This is a genomic window from Marvinbryantia formatexigens DSM 14469, from assembly GCF_025148285.1.
GTDB classification, from domain to species: domain Bacteria; phylum Bacillota; class Clostridia; order Lachnospirales; family Lachnospiraceae; genus Marvinbryantia; species Marvinbryantia formatexigens.
Genome location: NZ_CP102268.1, coordinates 409,452 through 423,383 on the forward strand (window position 1 = coordinate 409,452; position 13,932 = coordinate 423,383).

Annotated in this window: 23 protein-coding genes; all 23 read right to left on the minus strand. The window is 51.5% G+C overall.

Going from position 1 to position 13,932, the window contains the following annotated elements:
- Positions 1-73: 73 nt before the first annotated feature.
- Positions 74-430, minus strand: a complete 357-nt coding sequence (locus NQ534_RS02195) for a hypothetical protein (RefSeq protein WP_006862312.1) — start codon at positions 428-430, stop codon at positions 74-76.
- Entirely contained in the window at positions 427-828 is a 402-nt protein-coding gene (locus NQ534_RS02200; RefSeq protein WP_006862311.1) for a hypothetical protein, read from the minus strand. Before NQ534_RS02200 ends, NQ534_RS02195 begins: the two co-directional genes overlap by 4 nt.
- Positions 825-1,004, minus strand: a complete 180-nt coding sequence (locus NQ534_RS02205) for a hypothetical protein (protein ID WP_006862310.1) — start codon at positions 1,002-1,004, stop codon at positions 825-827. Before NQ534_RS02205 ends, NQ534_RS02200 begins: the two co-directional genes overlap by 4 nt.
- Positions 1,001-1,483: an ASCH domain-containing protein gene (locus tag NQ534_RS02210; RefSeq protein ID WP_006862309.1), complete on the minus strand. Its 483-nt coding sequence runs from the start codon at positions 1,481-1,483 to the stop codon at positions 1,001-1,003. The genes NQ534_RS02205 and NQ534_RS02210 overlap by 4 nt, the downstream gene beginning before the upstream one ends.
- A gap of 4 nt (positions 1,484-1,487) precedes the next feature.
- Positions 1,488-1,691 (minus strand): hypothetical protein, encoded by a 204-nt coding sequence (locus NQ534_RS02215; RefSeq protein WP_006862308.1) that lies wholly within the window; start codon positions 1,689-1,691, stop codon positions 1,488-1,490.
- Positions 1,688-1,957, minus strand: coding sequence for a hypothetical protein (locus NQ534_RS02220; RefSeq protein ID WP_006862307.1), 270 nt, complete (start codon positions 1,955-1,957; stop codon positions 1,688-1,690). The genes NQ534_RS02215 and NQ534_RS02220 overlap by 4 nt, the downstream gene beginning before the upstream one ends.
- Positions 1,954-2,145 (minus strand): hypothetical protein, encoded by a 192-nt coding sequence (locus NQ534_RS02225; RefSeq protein ID WP_006862306.1) that lies wholly within the window; start codon positions 2,143-2,145, stop codon positions 1,954-1,956. The genes NQ534_RS02220 and NQ534_RS02225 overlap by 4 nt, the downstream gene beginning before the upstream one ends.
- Positions 2,138-2,707 carry a hypothetical protein gene (locus NQ534_RS02230; protein WP_143115877.1) on the minus strand — a complete coding sequence of 190 codons (570 nt, stop codon included), beginning with the start codon at positions 2,705-2,707 and terminating at the stop codon, positions 2,138-2,140. Before NQ534_RS02230 ends, NQ534_RS02225 begins: the two co-directional genes overlap by 8 nt.
- Before the next feature lie 325 nt (positions 2,708-3,032).
- Positions 3,033-5,786, minus strand: coding sequence for a DUF927 domain-containing protein (locus NQ534_RS02235; RefSeq protein WP_143115878.1), 2,754 nt, complete (start codon positions 5,784-5,786; stop codon positions 3,033-3,035).
- A complete protein-coding gene (locus tag NQ534_RS02240) occupies positions 5,710-6,153 on the minus strand; it encodes a DUF7768 domain-containing protein (RefSeq protein WP_006862303.1) in 444 nt (147 codons plus the stop codon). The genes NQ534_RS02235 and NQ534_RS02240 overlap by 77 nt, the downstream gene beginning before the upstream one ends.
- 68 nt (positions 6,154-6,221) lie before the next feature.
- On the minus strand, positions 6,222-7,022 hold the full coding sequence (locus NQ534_RS02245; RefSeq protein WP_006862302.1) for a hypothetical protein: 801 nt from the start codon (positions 7,020-7,022) through the stop codon (positions 6,222-6,224).
- A gap of 26 nt (positions 7,023-7,048) precedes the next feature.
- A complete protein-coding gene (locus tag NQ534_RS02250; RefSeq protein ID WP_006862301.1) occupies positions 7,049-7,375 on the minus strand; it encodes a hypothetical protein in 327 nt (108 codons plus the stop codon).
- On the minus strand, positions 7,375-7,818 hold the full coding sequence (locus tag NQ534_RS02255) for a hypothetical protein (protein WP_006862300.1): 444 nt from the start codon (positions 7,816-7,818) through the stop codon (positions 7,375-7,377). The genes NQ534_RS02250 and NQ534_RS02255 overlap by 1 nt, the downstream gene beginning before the upstream one ends.
- Positions 7,819-7,820: 2 nt before the next feature.
- The gene (locus NQ534_RS02260) at positions 7,821-8,261 is read right to left on the minus strand and encodes a gp33 family protein (protein ID WP_006862299.1); all 441 of its coding nucleotides are present in this window, start codon (positions 8,259-8,261) and stop codon (positions 7,821-7,823) included.
- A gap of 4 nt (positions 8,262-8,265) precedes the next feature.
- Positions 8,266-8,427: a hypothetical protein gene (locus NQ534_RS02265; protein ID WP_006862298.1), complete on the minus strand. Its 162-nt coding sequence runs from the start codon at positions 8,425-8,427 to the stop codon at positions 8,266-8,268.
- Positions 8,424-8,627 (minus strand): division/cell wall cluster transcriptional repressor MraZ, encoded by a 204-nt coding sequence (locus NQ534_RS02270; RefSeq protein ID WP_006862297.1) that lies wholly within the window; start codon positions 8,625-8,627, stop codon positions 8,424-8,426. The genes NQ534_RS02265 and NQ534_RS02270 overlap by 4 nt, the downstream gene beginning before the upstream one ends.
- On the minus strand, positions 8,627-9,991 hold the full coding sequence (locus NQ534_RS02275; RefSeq protein ID WP_006862296.1) for a DEAD/DEAH box helicase: 1,365 nt from the start codon (positions 9,989-9,991) through the stop codon (positions 8,627-8,629). Before NQ534_RS02275 ends, NQ534_RS02270 begins: the two co-directional genes overlap by 1 nt.
- A gap of 3 nt (positions 9,992-9,994) precedes the next feature.
- A complete protein-coding gene (locus NQ534_RS02280; RefSeq protein WP_040783544.1) occupies positions 9,995-10,378 on the minus strand; it encodes a hypothetical protein in 384 nt (127 codons plus the stop codon).
- Between the two features lie 108 nt (positions 10,379-10,486).
- Positions 10,487-11,053, minus strand: coding sequence for a hypothetical protein (locus tag NQ534_RS02285; RefSeq protein WP_006862294.1), 567 nt, complete (start codon positions 11,051-11,053; stop codon positions 10,487-10,489).
- A complete protein-coding gene (locus NQ534_RS02290; protein ID WP_006862293.1) occupies positions 11,040-11,417 on the minus strand; it encodes a hypothetical protein in 378 nt (125 codons plus the stop codon). Before NQ534_RS02290 ends, NQ534_RS02285 begins: the two co-directional genes overlap by 14 nt.
- Positions 11,414-12,067 (minus strand): cell wall hydrolase, encoded by a 654-nt coding sequence (locus NQ534_RS02295; protein WP_242655360.1) that lies wholly within the window; start codon positions 12,065-12,067, stop codon positions 11,414-11,416. Before NQ534_RS02295 ends, NQ534_RS02290 begins: the two co-directional genes overlap by 4 nt.
- Entirely contained in the window at positions 12,006-12,194 is a 189-nt protein-coding gene (locus tag NQ534_RS02300) for a BOW99_gp33 family protein (protein ID WP_006862291.1), read from the minus strand. The genes NQ534_RS02295 and NQ534_RS02300 overlap by 62 nt, the downstream gene beginning before the upstream one ends.
- Entirely contained in the window at positions 12,187-13,932 is a 1,746-nt protein-coding gene (locus NQ534_RS02305) for a hypothetical protein (RefSeq protein WP_006862290.1), read from the minus strand. The genes NQ534_RS02300 and NQ534_RS02305 overlap by 8 nt, the downstream gene beginning before the upstream one ends.

Here is a 13,932-nt window from a genome sequence, read left to right on the forward strand (position 1 = left end):
CTTTTTCCGGCGTTTTTCGCTCCGCCTTACGCTTGCTATGGCCTGGGCAGCAGTGGGGTCCGGATATCCCTCTTTATTCTTCAATGCTGCCCGCCTCCATCTCCACAATTTTTATTTTGCCGTATCTTATGCCGGTAACTACCTTTTCCAACAACTCAATATCTCTAAGTAAGCGCTTGTCTCCGTTCTCAATTTTAAGCTGCAACTCATCAAGTCCGTGTTCCTGGCCGTCGTCCCTTGCCAGGACAAAATCGCATTCAAACGCTTCTAACATCCGGGCGTATTCCTGCGTAACGTCTTTCCTGGAAGCTACGCGCAAAGCATCCCGAATAATTGTTAAGTCTGATTCTGGTAGTGAAAAAGTACAAAAACCTTCAATCTCTTTCAGCCGTTCCTCCAAATTTTCTATAAGCTCCTGCTCTCTACTCATGCTTTGATCTCCTCTCTTAAAAGCTCCGTAACCTCTGCCGGATATGTCACAACGTAGGCCCGACCGCCTGCCGCTCTGATTCTCTTTATGGTCTGTTCCTGGATTTTGCTTAAAACTCCAACGAAAGGGCGCTTTACCTCAAAGCCGTAGTAACGGCCGTTTATTACAGCCGTTACGTCCGGGATGCCCTGGCGGCTGTATGCGCCAGCCGCCTCCTTCCAAACAACGGACAAGGGAAAAATCTTTCTTATGTGCTTTATGATCTTATCCTGGTAATAGCTCTCTTTCGGCAGATTCCTCTGCAGGTACTTCCTGGCATCCGTTGCGTTTATGCCCTTCTCTGCCATAATGTACGCCAGGGCCTCCTCCTCTGTCTTAAACTGCTCCCAGTTTATCATCGGTGCCTCGCCTCCTTGGGTCCGTTCTTCCCCTGGTATTTATCGTAAATCGGCTCCAGCTTCTCCAGCATCTCCATCGTGGCTCCTGCTATGGCCAGCTTGTCCTGTACCTCAAGGGAATTTTTATTTACTCTCTGCACCCAGGCGTTAATTGCTTTCATTTTCTGGTCTGTCATGTCTTATCCTCCTCAATATATAAATTTCCGTCTTTGCTCCAGATGGTTCCGTTCCAATTCCACAAGCCCTGCCTTCCGGATACCGGCAGCGGATTCTTAAAAAGCTCCGGTTCCTCAAATACCCAGGCGTAACGGCCCGGCGTGAAGTCTCCGTAAAGAAATTCCTCCGGACAAAGATCCCTTGTAAACTGAAAATAGGCATCATCAATCAATTTGCAGTCTGTAAGTTTCGCTTTGCCAATGATGGCGCCGGTGGGAAATTTCTGGAAACGATTAAAGGTTTCCTCAAGTCCGAAGGAACGCAGGGCACGTTCCCATGCTCCCTCTGGCATCTGTGAAATTCCGAAAAGCGGATCCTTCTGGGTGGCGTGGATCAATATCTCGCCCCGGTAATTTGTCCGCCAGCTTCTGGTTTCGTTGTGCTTATGCCCTGCGGCCAGAAGCTGTGCCCAGGGCTGCCATACGCTCAATACCTTCATTTCCTTACCTCCGATCCCAGTATAATGTAAAGCCGCCTGTTCCCGGTTCCGGCCGGGGCCGATTTCCTTCAAACATGGCTGTAAACAAAGACGCTGTAAGCTTAAGCGCTTCCTCTGAATTTCCGGTAAGCTGCAGCAGCCGGTTGTAGACTGTGAAGTATTGAAGAGCCAGCGTGTTGGCTGCGTCTATGGTTTCTTTGTCGCTCATTCCTTCTGTGCCCCCTTCTCGGTAAAGGCTGCCTCAATGCTCCGCTTAATCTCTTCCAGCTTCTTTGGCCCGATGCCCTTCGTGGCTCCGATCGCCTCGTAAATAGCTGTAAGGTCGATTCCCGGAACGCTGGCCCGGCCATCCTCGAAGCCGTAGCTGTAAAGGTCCCTGCAGAAACTCTGGAACTGCTGGCGATCAAACTTCTTTACGCTCTTATAGATTTCCCTGGTTATCTCCGGCATAACGCCTTTCCTGTTTCTGTTCATTCTGACCTCCCCGTTCTCCAATCGTTCACAAAATGATTTACTATGGCCCTTTCAAGCTCCGCCCGGTCGCTCCTGGCGATCCTTAATTCTTCCTCAAGGTTATCAATGATCTTGGCCTGTCTGCTTATCATCGCTTTCTGGTTCTCTATGATGTCCTCCGGTTCCAATTTCTCAGTAACCTCACTCATGGTCTGCCTCCTCTCTGACCGGCTTATCGCCTGTTATGAATATCAATAAAGCGTTTCCGGGCGGCTTCTCTGCGGTTATCCACTCACCTTTTTCCTCGTCCCAGAACTTATCCACAAGAGCGTTGTATATTCTGGGAGTAACTGGGTTTTCCGGATCCCAATTTTCGGCCGTGGTATAAAGGCAGGTCTTTTGGTGGAAAATCTTAAGCAGCGCCTCCTGGTATTTACTGTTTACCTCTCCGGCAAGCTGCAAGGCCTCCGTGATGCTGTAATGCTTATAAAGCGCCTGCCCTATTTTCTTTGCATAACAGTCCGCCTCATAAAGCTGGTTAAATGCTCCCGCCATTTCTTCGGCGTATTCCTGCTTTATAAGCTGCCCCTCTAACCAGGGCGGCACCTTCGTTGCCACCGGTCTTATAAGCGTCTGTGCCTCCGTCTTAATTTCCGCTTTCAGCTTTTCGTAGGCGTCTTTATACTTGGTTTTCAATACCTCAAGCGGCACGTTTTCCCTGTTCTTTCGGTATTTCTCAAGTAAAACCGTTAATTTCTCCGCTTGTTCCATTTCCTTGTCCCTCCTTCCGTCTGTTTCGTTCATTACGCCTGCTAAAAATCTTAGGCGTAATGAAAAAATGTAGGTTTTATGCGGCTTTGCGGGCATTTCTTACGCCTTACGCCTATTTTGGGAACATACACCATGTTTCTGAAAGAAAAGGTAAGAATTTTCTCGCCAATTTCCAAAATACATATAGCCTATAAATAGGCGTAAGGACGTAAGAATATATATAAAAGTGCTGGAAAGCCGCGTAAATACTGGATTTTTCGCCTTACGCCTAACCTTACGCCTAGCATTACGCCTATTTTTTAGGCGGAAGAAAAAGCGCACAAAATCAGAACGGTAATTCCTCTTGAACGCCATCGAATGGCGTCGGCGTGTCCTCTGGAAGATGCATAAAACCATCTTCGTCCGTCTGCGGTGGAATCTGCATAGCTTCCGCTGCCTCGTCCTCGTTTAGAGCGTCCACCTTCTTTGCAAAGCGACCTATATCAAATTCAATAAAGCGGCTTGTCCGGTTATCAAACCATTTTCTTATGCAGTATTCCTTCCCGCCGTTTGCCTTCGGTGTGCTCGTTATGATTTCCTGGTCTGCCAGGTACTTAATTGTTTTCCGTGGGCTATACCCTGCTTTCGTTAGTGCCTGGTTTAAAAGCGAAGGGAATATATAGGCTTTCTGCCCGTCCGCGCTGGTCGTTCCCAGACAGGTACCGATTGCCTTCTCTCCGAACTGGCTTTTGTTGCTCAATATCCAATCAACTATAAATTGTGTCGCGTGCTCGTTTACGTCGCCGGATCCGGCCGCTAACTGCTCCCGTATAATGGATTCTGCCATCTTAAGCGCCCGCTCCCAGGCGGCCGGTGCAATCTCAAGCGGAACTTTTGCCCCTGACATCTCGTCGGCATCTGGATCCGGGTGGAAGATCCAGCCCTCCACCATCGCGTCAGCCAACGCTACCGCGCTGATTCCAGCAATGTGGGCGCCGCTGGTCCCGTCTGCGATCTTGTAGACCTCCTCCGTCATCCTGGCGTACTGATCCCGGATGCTTTGCTCGTCCGTTTGAAGGATCCGGCGTATGAACTCCGGTCCGGCCCATCCGCAGTGCTGCGGTGCCTGCTGGTGCATAAGGCTGGCCGATTTCTCATCGTCAAATGGCCCGCCATATATCTCAAGCACACGGGTACTTACGCCCGTCTGCGTCGTGTCCGTAGAAAGCGGCTCCTCGCCGGTGGCGAGGGCTACGGTCCGCCAGGTATTAAGTGCCTGCAGGCCGCCTCCCTTGCTGCCCCTGGCGCGTCCTGTGCCGCTGGCAATCATGTAAACAATCTTTTCCAGGTTCTCCTGCTTCTGTCCTGCAAGCTGCCGCTCGTCAATGCCCATCGGTAAATCGTTATAAAAGCCCGCCATCCTCTCCAGGGCAACCTGGGTGGCGTTGAAATTTACCATTAAACGCTCCGGATCGCCCCAGGCGGAAAGTGCCGCCTTAAGTGCTGCCGTCTTGCCGCCTTTACTGCCGCCCCAGTTATAAACAAAAAATATACGTTGCTGTAATATGCGAAGCAGCGGCGCCGTGAAGCTGGCGGCCAGGATAAAGCGGAACTTGTCGCGCTCCCGGTGCGGCTCCATAAGGGCCTTCCATTCCTCGAAGGTGCCGTTATAATGGTAAGCCGCCGCCCATCCCCGGAGGGATGGTTCAATGTCTAAAATAATGTCGTCGCCATGCCCCGGAAGGAACCGGCCGCGCGTCTGCCAGCCCATTGTTCCGGTGCTGTCTGCTCTCTTTATAATGTCTATGTTCTCGGCCTCCAGGGCCTCCAAAAAGCGCACCACCTGCTTTGCGTTCTCGCTGGTGATCGTGCATCCTAAGTCGGAAAGTACGGTTATACTCCGCGCCGTAAAAATCGTAGAACGGGGGAAAATGGCCTTATGCCACGCTCCGTCGCGCTTAAAGGCGATTTCCATCTTCTCCTCGCCTGTCTCCATGCTCTTTAGGCGCTGCGTTAATATGATCGGCGTCCGGCAAACCATAACCGGCAGGCTGGTCTTTTCGTCGATTCTCCGGATCCCGCCTTCTGAATACATCCAGCCTTCTGGCTGCCTTAAGTTTACCGGTGCGCCCTTTACGACCTCCGGTATGGTATCGCTCAGATCGTCAAGATCCAGGCGCTTGGCTGCCTTCAAGGCGCCGTTTATCAGATTCTTGACCTGCTCCTCGCCGCCTTCTCCGCCGCCCTTATCTATGAATAACTGGGAAGGATCCTTAACTCCGAAACTCTGGCAGCTCCAGGTATATACCTCGCCTATAAATTCGCCTTCCCTTAACGTCTGCGTGACCTTCTGCAGGAATGTCTCGCCGCCCTTATCCGGCTCAACGTGAACATAAAGCCGCAGGTCTTGAAGTTTCGGGACCATCTTTGCCTTAAAGTTGCTCGCGCCCGGTACGCCCAGGGCGGGATACTTCAGCCACCAGAGCGTCTGTGTATCGCTCTCGCCTTCTACCAAAATCACCCACCCGGCCTTGCGTATTTCTGGCAGCCTCCAGTCTCCGTATAAAATCAGCTTCCCGGAACTGCCCCAACTCCATCTAAATTCCTTATGCGCGTAACGTTTCCGAAAAATAGGATCCGTCTTTTCTTCGTTGAAGTAAGGCAGCTTAAGGAAAGATTTCTTGTCTTTATCCTTTCCGGTACTTGCCCCGCATACTTCCTTCAAAAACTCGACCGGAAGCCGCTTATTAAAAGCGTATTCCTCCAGGGAATAAGACTCCGGGCCTGGTGTTTTCTCCTTCTTCTGCGGTGGCTCTGGTGCTCTCAGCGCTCCATATTTGTCCAGTATCTGCTTGTATGCCTCGTCGGTGCTGATCCCGTTAAGCTCCGCGTAAAAGGTCGTGAAGTTTCCCCCACGCCCTTCCGCAAAGCAGTACCACTGGCCGGTCTTTAAGTCGGCCGAAAAGCTGTTGTTTTTATCGTCGTGGAACGGACAAAGACCGGTCAGCCGGTCGCCGGTTATTTTATGCTTTTTTATGTAGCTTGAATATTCCGTTTGATAGTCGACAAGCTGATCTATGTTTACTTCTGGCTGCATCATCCGTCTCACTTCCTTCAATCAGTTTTTCCGCCTCTTTTCGGCTCATGGCTACTAAGTAGCCGCGCCGGTTCTCCGTCCTGGATACGCGCTCAATTTCTCCGCGCATTCCCTCGCTGATTATGCCGTCAATTATGACAAGAAGAAAGCTGTCGCACTCGTCAAGATCTCTTAAGGCAAGCTCAAGCCCTGCTTTCCGTTCCTCCGGGTTGCTGTCATCGCTGAACTGCGGGTAAAACAAATGCGGGGCGACCGGCCGGTTTCCTTCCCTCATAATCTGCCTGCAGAAGTATCTGGCCACTTGCTCATTAAAGCAGCGCTCCTTCTTTGTCGCGGCTGCGTACCGGGAAATAATGTATACTTTTTCCATCTGCCTACCTCCGAAAATTATTACGGGGCGGGAAGAGGCCGGAGCCCCCCCCCGCAGGTTTTTGCGGCTTAATTAAACGGCAGCTCCTCGTTGATCCCGTCCGGTACGCTCATAAAGCCTGCCTCGTCCGTTTTCGGCGCTGCGGCCTCGCCTGCCGATGCCTGGCCGTAATCCTTCGCGTTGATGTCTATTGTCCGGTAAATGCTCTTTACCATGTCCCGCATGGCTTCCGCCTGCTGCGCCTGCTCCGGCGTCAATGCGTCAAGGAAAGTAAAGGCAGCGCGGCTGTATGTGATGCCGTCCTTGCTTTTTTCCTTTTTAAGCGTGATCTTTGTAAGTACCTGCCAGCAGCGGTAGCCCTTAAGAAGTACCCGCTTCGCGATGTAATTCCGCATATATCTAAGGCTTGTCGGCGGCAGGGAAAGAATAAGCGGCACCGGGCTGCCTTCCCTTAACATGAATACCCTGTGAATGTTCTTACAAGCCTTCCCGGCGTTATCGGATCTGAACTTGTTATAAGGGCAGGTTTCACAACTGCGAACTTCTCCGGTTTCTCTTACAACTCCCTGTTTGCCGTCAAAGCTGGAACAGTCCGGCTGCTCGTTCCCTCCCGTGAATTTGTTCGCCCAGTAGGAATTGACCGGGTTATGGTCTAAAATAACGCCGATCAGCTCCGTCGCGCTCTCTGCGTCCTCCTCATCCTCTCCCGGAACCTCAAAAGCCAGGCCGCCCCCGGAAGGGATCTTGACACGGTCGAAGGGAATAGAGCCGAGCCCGTCCATCTCCTCCGCTACTGCCTCAGCTAGGTCGCCGGTAAGTGTGATCAGTTTAAAAGTATCTGCCGTTACTGCTACTTCGTTCTTTGCCATCGTGTTTGTCCTCCTCTAAAGTTTTATTATGCGCCCGGCTGCAGTACGTCCTGCGCCGCGTCCTGGTCTGCTTCCTCGGCTGCCTCCTGCTGCATCTCCCGGTCATCCCAGGTAAATTGTGTAACCTTATAGCAGGCCGCAATCGAATTAAGCCGGTATTTTACCATTACGGGCTCCCCTCTGTTTAAGATCGGCTCCGTTACAAAATAGCCGCCCTTGTCAAGCTCAATAAAGCGGCACAGAATGTCCTCACCTTTAATGCAAAGCACCAGCGCGTCGCCTGCCTTGATTTTCTGCCCGTCCGTGGTCGTGATGTTTACGGTCTTTACTTCCTCTACTCCAATTCCTGCCATTACTCAGCACCCTCCTGTTCTCCTGTTTCGTCGTCAAGCTCTCCGGGCTCCAGAAATTCTTCCATAGGTGTCCTCGGCTCCGTATAATAAAGGTCTGAAAGAATCCGGGAAGCCTGGACCGCTATAAGGATTGCCTCCTGGGACAGCTCCATTGATGCGTTATAAATCGTTCCGGCCACCTGGGTGGCTTCTCCATCCGCGTCCAGAAGCTTTAAAAAATCGTCCATTTCGCTCTTAAGCATCTTCGCCTTGCTTGCGACCTTAACATACTGCTGCGCGGCGATTCCATAGGCCTCCTGCTTGCTCTCTACGGTTTTAAGGGGACGCCCTTCCTCCTCCATGTTCTGGCGCATCTGCTCCCCAGCAAACCGGGCAACGGTGTTCAAATTGTCCTTTAAGTTGCGCTCGTAATCTAAGCGCAGATCAAGCTCCATCTGGTACATTGTTACTCCTCCTTCTGCTTGGCTCTTTTTGCCGTCTTATTAGTTTCCTTGCGCTTGGCGATGTCGTAGAACTGGTAAACGCTTATATAATCCTCATATTCCTCCGGCAGGACTCCGTCGTTTTCCTCCGCTGCTGCCGCCATAGCGCTTGATAATGTGCGGGCGTCTACGGTCCGCTTAATAAGGTCGCCGAGGCCGTTTTCCTCCAGAACGCTGAAAAACTCCTCATCGTCGCAGGCCTTTTTGTTGTACTTGGTCTTGTCCTGCAAGCTATACAAAAAGCCATTCCGGCTAACCTTCGGCATCTCGGCGTCGATCATGGCCTGCGCCAGGGCGTCCCTGGCCTCCTGGATCGCCTTATTGTTTTCCTTAGTCTGGTCGGCCAGCGCGTCCTTCCGATCCAGAAGCTCCTTATACTGGTCTATCATGGTTACAATGTCCATACTGCTATTCCTCCATTTCCTGTTTGTGTTGTGCTATCCGGGCTCTGTACTCCTTAAGCTCGCCCGGTTCAAGATAAGGGCTGAAAGCGTCAACCAGCTTTTCCTCAAGCCGGATAAGGAAGCGCAGCACCTTATCAATAATTCTTAACTTCGTATCTGTTTTCACTGATTCTCCTCCTTAAATGCTGCCGTAATTAAAAAGCCCGTCCGGCCGCCTACGCTTACCAGCTCAACCTCCACCGGCTCGTCCGGTGTGAAGCCTGCGGCCTCCCGGAAGTCGCCCGGAAGAATAAGCCGCCCCTTTCCGTCAAGGTTTCGGATCAGTTTTGCGTTTCCCGGCTCAATCGTCGCTATTCTCGCTTTCATCAGAAATACTGCCTCCAATCATCAACGACCGTTTTGGCCAGGTCCTCTTTCCTTGCCAGGGCCTTTAAGATCGTTTCGTCTATGCTGTGTTCAACTACTAAATGAATGTATGTGCAGCGGTTCTTCTGGCCGATCCTGTGAATACGGGCCAGGCTCTGGCTGTATGCTGCGTAGTTGAAATTCTCGCTATAATAGACGCAGGTGTCGGCTGCCGTTAAGGTAATGCCCAGACCGGCCGTGTCGATCTGGGCCAGAAATACCTTTGTTTCCGGATTCTTCTGGAAGTCCTCTACAATCGGCCCCCGGTCCTCGATCTTGATGTCGCCGTAAATGCTGGCGAACCGGATCTTCTTCTTTTTAAGACTGTCGCTTATTAAGTCAATCTCCGGCCGGAACCGGCAGAAGATAACAAGTTTCTTACCGGCGCTTATAACGTAATCGTCCAGAATATCCTCCAGGGCGTTTATTTTTCCCTTAAATACAAACTCCGGCTTGATGCCCTCGTCCGCCTGGATAAATCCGCCTGTGAACTGCTGCAGCCTTAATAGCTTTGTAAGAACGGTCGGCGCGGTTATCTGTCCGCCGTCCTCCAACTCTGCGAAGCTGTCCCGCTTAATCTGGTTGTAAAGCTGCTTGTCCTTCCCCTCCAGGGTGATGTACTGTGTTAAAAATGTTTGCTCTGGAAGGTCTAAGGCCTCCTCCTTCGTTACCCTGTAAGCGACGCTGTGCTCCTTCTGGATCAGCTTGTCTAAATCCTTATAGCCAACAATCTGGCGCCGGTCGAAGCCGCCCATAATGGCGTAGCGGTTACGGAACGCGAAAAAGTTTGTACCGAAGACCGTAGGGTCTAAAAAACGGTATTGGCTGTAAAGGTCTATCGCGTTATTTTGGATCGGCGTACCAGAAAGAATAAGTTTATACTTTGCGGCGTCTCCTAATTCGTGCATTGCCCGGCTTTGTTTCGCCTTCGGTTCCTTGATCCGCTGGCTCTCGTCGCAGATTATCATGTCCGGATGCCAATCAAGAAGGGCCTCAAAAATACCCTCGCGCCAGGTGCTTTCATAGTTTATGACCGCCACCCGCAAGGCCTCAAAGGGGAAGGCGGCAAGGCTCCGAAGGGCCGCCAGCCGTTTCTGCTTATCTCCCAAAAGGACAGCTACGTTGTATTTGAAGTCTGCGTACTCGTCAAACTCTTTCGGCCATACGCTGCATACCGAAGTAGGCGCTATTATAAGTACGGTCTTAATGGCTCCCATCTCGTAGGCTGCGCCCATCGTAGCTATGGCCGTCAAGGTCTTTCCGCAGCCCATCTCGAAAAGAAAACCGAAGCCCCGCCCTTCGGCGGTCTTTTTCCCTGCTGCCATGTCCTACCTCCGCAACGTTTCAAACAAGCTCTTAAGCGCCTCCTGCAGGCTGTCCTCTACCTCTTCCGGCGTTACCTGCTTTCTCAATTCTTCCGATTTCTTCTCCAAAAGCTCCGCTACGGTATGAAGGTTATAGGATGTCGTAACCTTTCCGCCGCTGTTTGGACTCATTTCCAGGTAATTCCCTACAAGGGCGCCAATCGTCGGCGCAAAAATAGGTTCCGGGATATCCTGGCCCATGCTTACGGCCTTCGCCTCTACAAGCTTCGCCCGGCCGCTCATAAACTCTTTTGCCTGCTCTACTGTAAAACAAATTACCGTGTCGTCGGTAAGCTCCTTCTTTACTCCTCCCGGCATTTCAAGTGTTACTTTTACTTTTTCGCTCATCGTGCTAATACCTCCATTTTGTTTTTTATATATATCAAGGCGCGCCAACGCCTCAATAGCGTATATAGCCCCATCCAGGGCGTCTCTATCCTTTTGAAAAGCCATATATTAAGTACCCCCCCCGCCAGAAAAGACCGGTAATACTTCGGCTGCTGCCGCCTGTATAGCCTTTCTGTCCTTTTGGTAGTGTTGTACGGATATATGTTCTTTTTGCATAATCTCGCAGGGTTTATAGCCCTCAAGTGCTGCTATAATGTGATCTTTCTGGTTCTCGGTAAGCACCGGCATAATCTTGCTTAAAAGCTCCTCCAGGTTCTCCTGCTGCTCCAATTCCCAGAATGCGTCTTTTGCGTTTCGGATAAACTCTCCGTACTCGGTTCCTTCTTCTGTCAATTCGTTTATGCTGAAAGCGATCACGGCGTTTCGGATCTGGTCGGATCTCCGTTTGTTGCCAACGTAACAACGCATAGCATTCCAGGCAATCGTCGAAAAGCTATATTTCTTAAGCTGCGGCTCCCGGTGGTATCTCTGGACGGCCCTCAAATATCCCCATGCCACTACATCGTAAAACTCGCTTTCCTGCAGGTGGTTCTGGTTCAAAAAAGCATAGACGAGGTCATGGTTCTGTTCCGCAAAGGTTCGTTCCTGCTCCGTCAGTCTTTCACTTCTTCTCACGGCCTGCCTCCTCTCCCGGTGGCTCAATCAATCCGAAAACCATAAGCGCCATATTTGCCCCGCGTATCTGGTGCTTGTATAGCGGAAGTTTGACCGGGTACTTATAGACCGGCACCGGCTCCTCCTTCATCCGCTCCCGGTCTACGGCCTCGGCTACTTTGTTCAAATGCTGTCGTCGCTCCTCAATCGGTGCCGGAAGCCGTACAAGCCCGGCCAGTTTATTAAGTAATTCCATGTCGGCCGGTCCGTAAAGCATCTGTTCCGCCTTGCTCCACTTCATCTTGTTCCAACTCTTAATGATTAAAAACTGGTTGTTGTCGGCCTCCTTAATAAGGATCTGCCCGTCTTTTAACGCCATCTTCATTCCCCGCTCACCTCCTTCTCCCTGTAAAAAGTATGGTTTCCGTGTGTGAATAGCTTTTCAAGGTTCCTGCTGTGCCAGGTACTTTCTCCTGGAGCCGGAGTCCGTTCAAAGTAAAGGGCCCCCTGGCTCTCATTCCAGTGGTTCTCAACCAGACGCAGTGCTGCCAGGCAGTCATCATCCGGCTCCACCCAGTCGTAACGTCCGTCGCTGTAAGAAGTAAAGGCGTTCTCCTGGGTAACAACTTCGCGGATCGTGTCCGGGAACTGTTCGGACCATACCCGGTTAAGGATAACCAGAATAACAAGTGCCTTTCCTTCCGTATCTTCTCCCTCTGCTTCCGCCATAGCCATCTTCGTCAATATATAGGCATCTTCTGTATCGTAATCCAGGCTTCCAATAATCGGCGTTTCCGTCACGACTTCCGCTTCTGATTCCGTTTCTGGTTCCGTTACAATCTGAACGGCGGCCGGTACGGTCTTAACGGTTGGCGCCGCTGGCTCTGCCGATCTTCTCGCTGCTGCCAGGGAAACAAAAGTAGACGCTGCGGTTATTGTTACGGTTATAATTCCTACGTATAGGATCCGGCGCTTAATTTGCTGCTGCCGCCTTCTGCGCCGCCGTATGGCGCGTTTTCTCTGCTCTGTTTTCAACTCCTCCACCTCCTTCCAAAATCTCCGCCAGAAGGCGGTAGACCGTCGCTGTAGCCTCTGTGTACGGAATACAGAAGCCCTCTATACTGTCAAGAACGCGGCCGTCTGATAAGATATGTTTAATCATCCTCGTCCGCCTCCTTTACGCTGTTATAAAGAAGCTGCAGGGCGTCTGTCAAAATCCGCTGCTTTTGCATAAGGTTGTCCGGCATCCCGGCGTCCCTGTATGCCTGCAAGTCCTTTTCGTGGTCCTTAAGAAGCATCCAAACGTCGAACGGTTCATAGTGCTCTGGATCCTGCTCTACGATCTCGCCCTCCTGGTTCTCGCTTTTGGTTTCTTCCTCCGGCTCCCCGGTCTCCCCGCGTTCATCCCCGGTCACTGCTGCCTCCTGGGCCGGATCATTCTTCGGCTCGTCCTGTACTTCTACGGCCTCCGGATCTGTTTCGATCTCCGAGTGCTCTTCAAGTATCTGCAGCAGCTTTGTGGTGTATTTTCCCCAGGTAATCTGCAAAGCCGCGCCCAGTCCGCTCAAAGAAAAGCATATTTTATCCGGATAACAATTCCATAAAAGCCCGTTCCCATCGTTTCCGCTGTCATAGGATTCTCCATGCTCCTTTTTAAGCATCTTTGTAATGTCGGCTGGTTTCTTCGTTTTAATGGTTTCTTTCTCTCCCGAATACAAGTTCTTATAGAAAGCCGTTATAAACTCCGGCTCTTTCTCCTTTAAAAGCTCCTTCTTTTCCCGATCCGACTTCGGCTCCTCAACTTCCCGAAAATCGGCGTCTATAATTTCCGGCGCTTTTTCTTCCGGCGTGAACCTTGCGGCTGCTGCTTCCTCTGCCTGCCGCTCCTTTTCCTGGTACTCCGTAAGGCGTTTTACAATCTGCACCCAGGTAAGCTCCTTTTTATGATTGATCCGGATTCCCCTGGCGCTCCCCTGGTAGTCCTTAAGCTCCCGACCGCCGCCTCCACCAGCGTTGCGGTATCTCCGTTTCAAGGCCTCGGCCTTGATCTGGTCGCTGGTTTTAAAACCGGCCCATTTATAAAATGCCACTATGTCCTTTTCGGTCGGCTCCGGCCGCTCTGCCTCGCGTTCGCGTTCTTCCTGGCGCCGCGCTGCCTCCTGCGCCTTGCGCTCCCCATCGTCCTTTTTCTTTGCGACGTCGCAACGGTTAAAACAGGTTTTATGTTCGCAATAAAGGCAACAGGGATCCGGTTCTCCGTCGCCTGCTCTTACCGGCGCCAGCTCCTGATGCAATAACTGGCACTCGTCTTTATACATGCTGAACCGTATTCTTCTTTTCCATTCTTCGCTGTTAAGCTGCGAACAAGGAAACGGGTTTCCCAGGGTGGCCGTCCGGCAGTATCTCTCCTCCTGCCTTATGCCGCATTCCCTGCTACAAGAAAAGCAATCATACTTGCCGCCACCACATCCGGGCGTGGTAAGCAGCGAACCTTCCGGCCGGACTGTCTTTGGAAGTCCGAAGAAGGAAAGCGGCTCCTCCTGCTTCTTTTTCATGGCCCGTATTTCCCGGACCGTCGTTTCTTTCGTTATCTTCTCCAGCTCCTCATCCGGAAGCCCTAACATTTCCTGTAATTTACTTACGCCCATTCCGATGTACTTCTCGGCCATGTGCTCGCCGCCGTCTATGGAAAAGCGGGCGTTGATCGCCATAAACCGGCTCGCACTGGAAGTGCTTAAGCCGTACTCGCCTTTTGCAAATTCCCAGATGCTTTTATATCCGTCCTCAACAAAAAGCGCGTTCTCGCTGATCTGCCGCAAGAAATAGCCAACCATAAAGAAGTCCTCAGCGGCGTTGTTTAAGTGGGTAGTAATTCCGCTTTTCAGCTCCTCATATTCCAT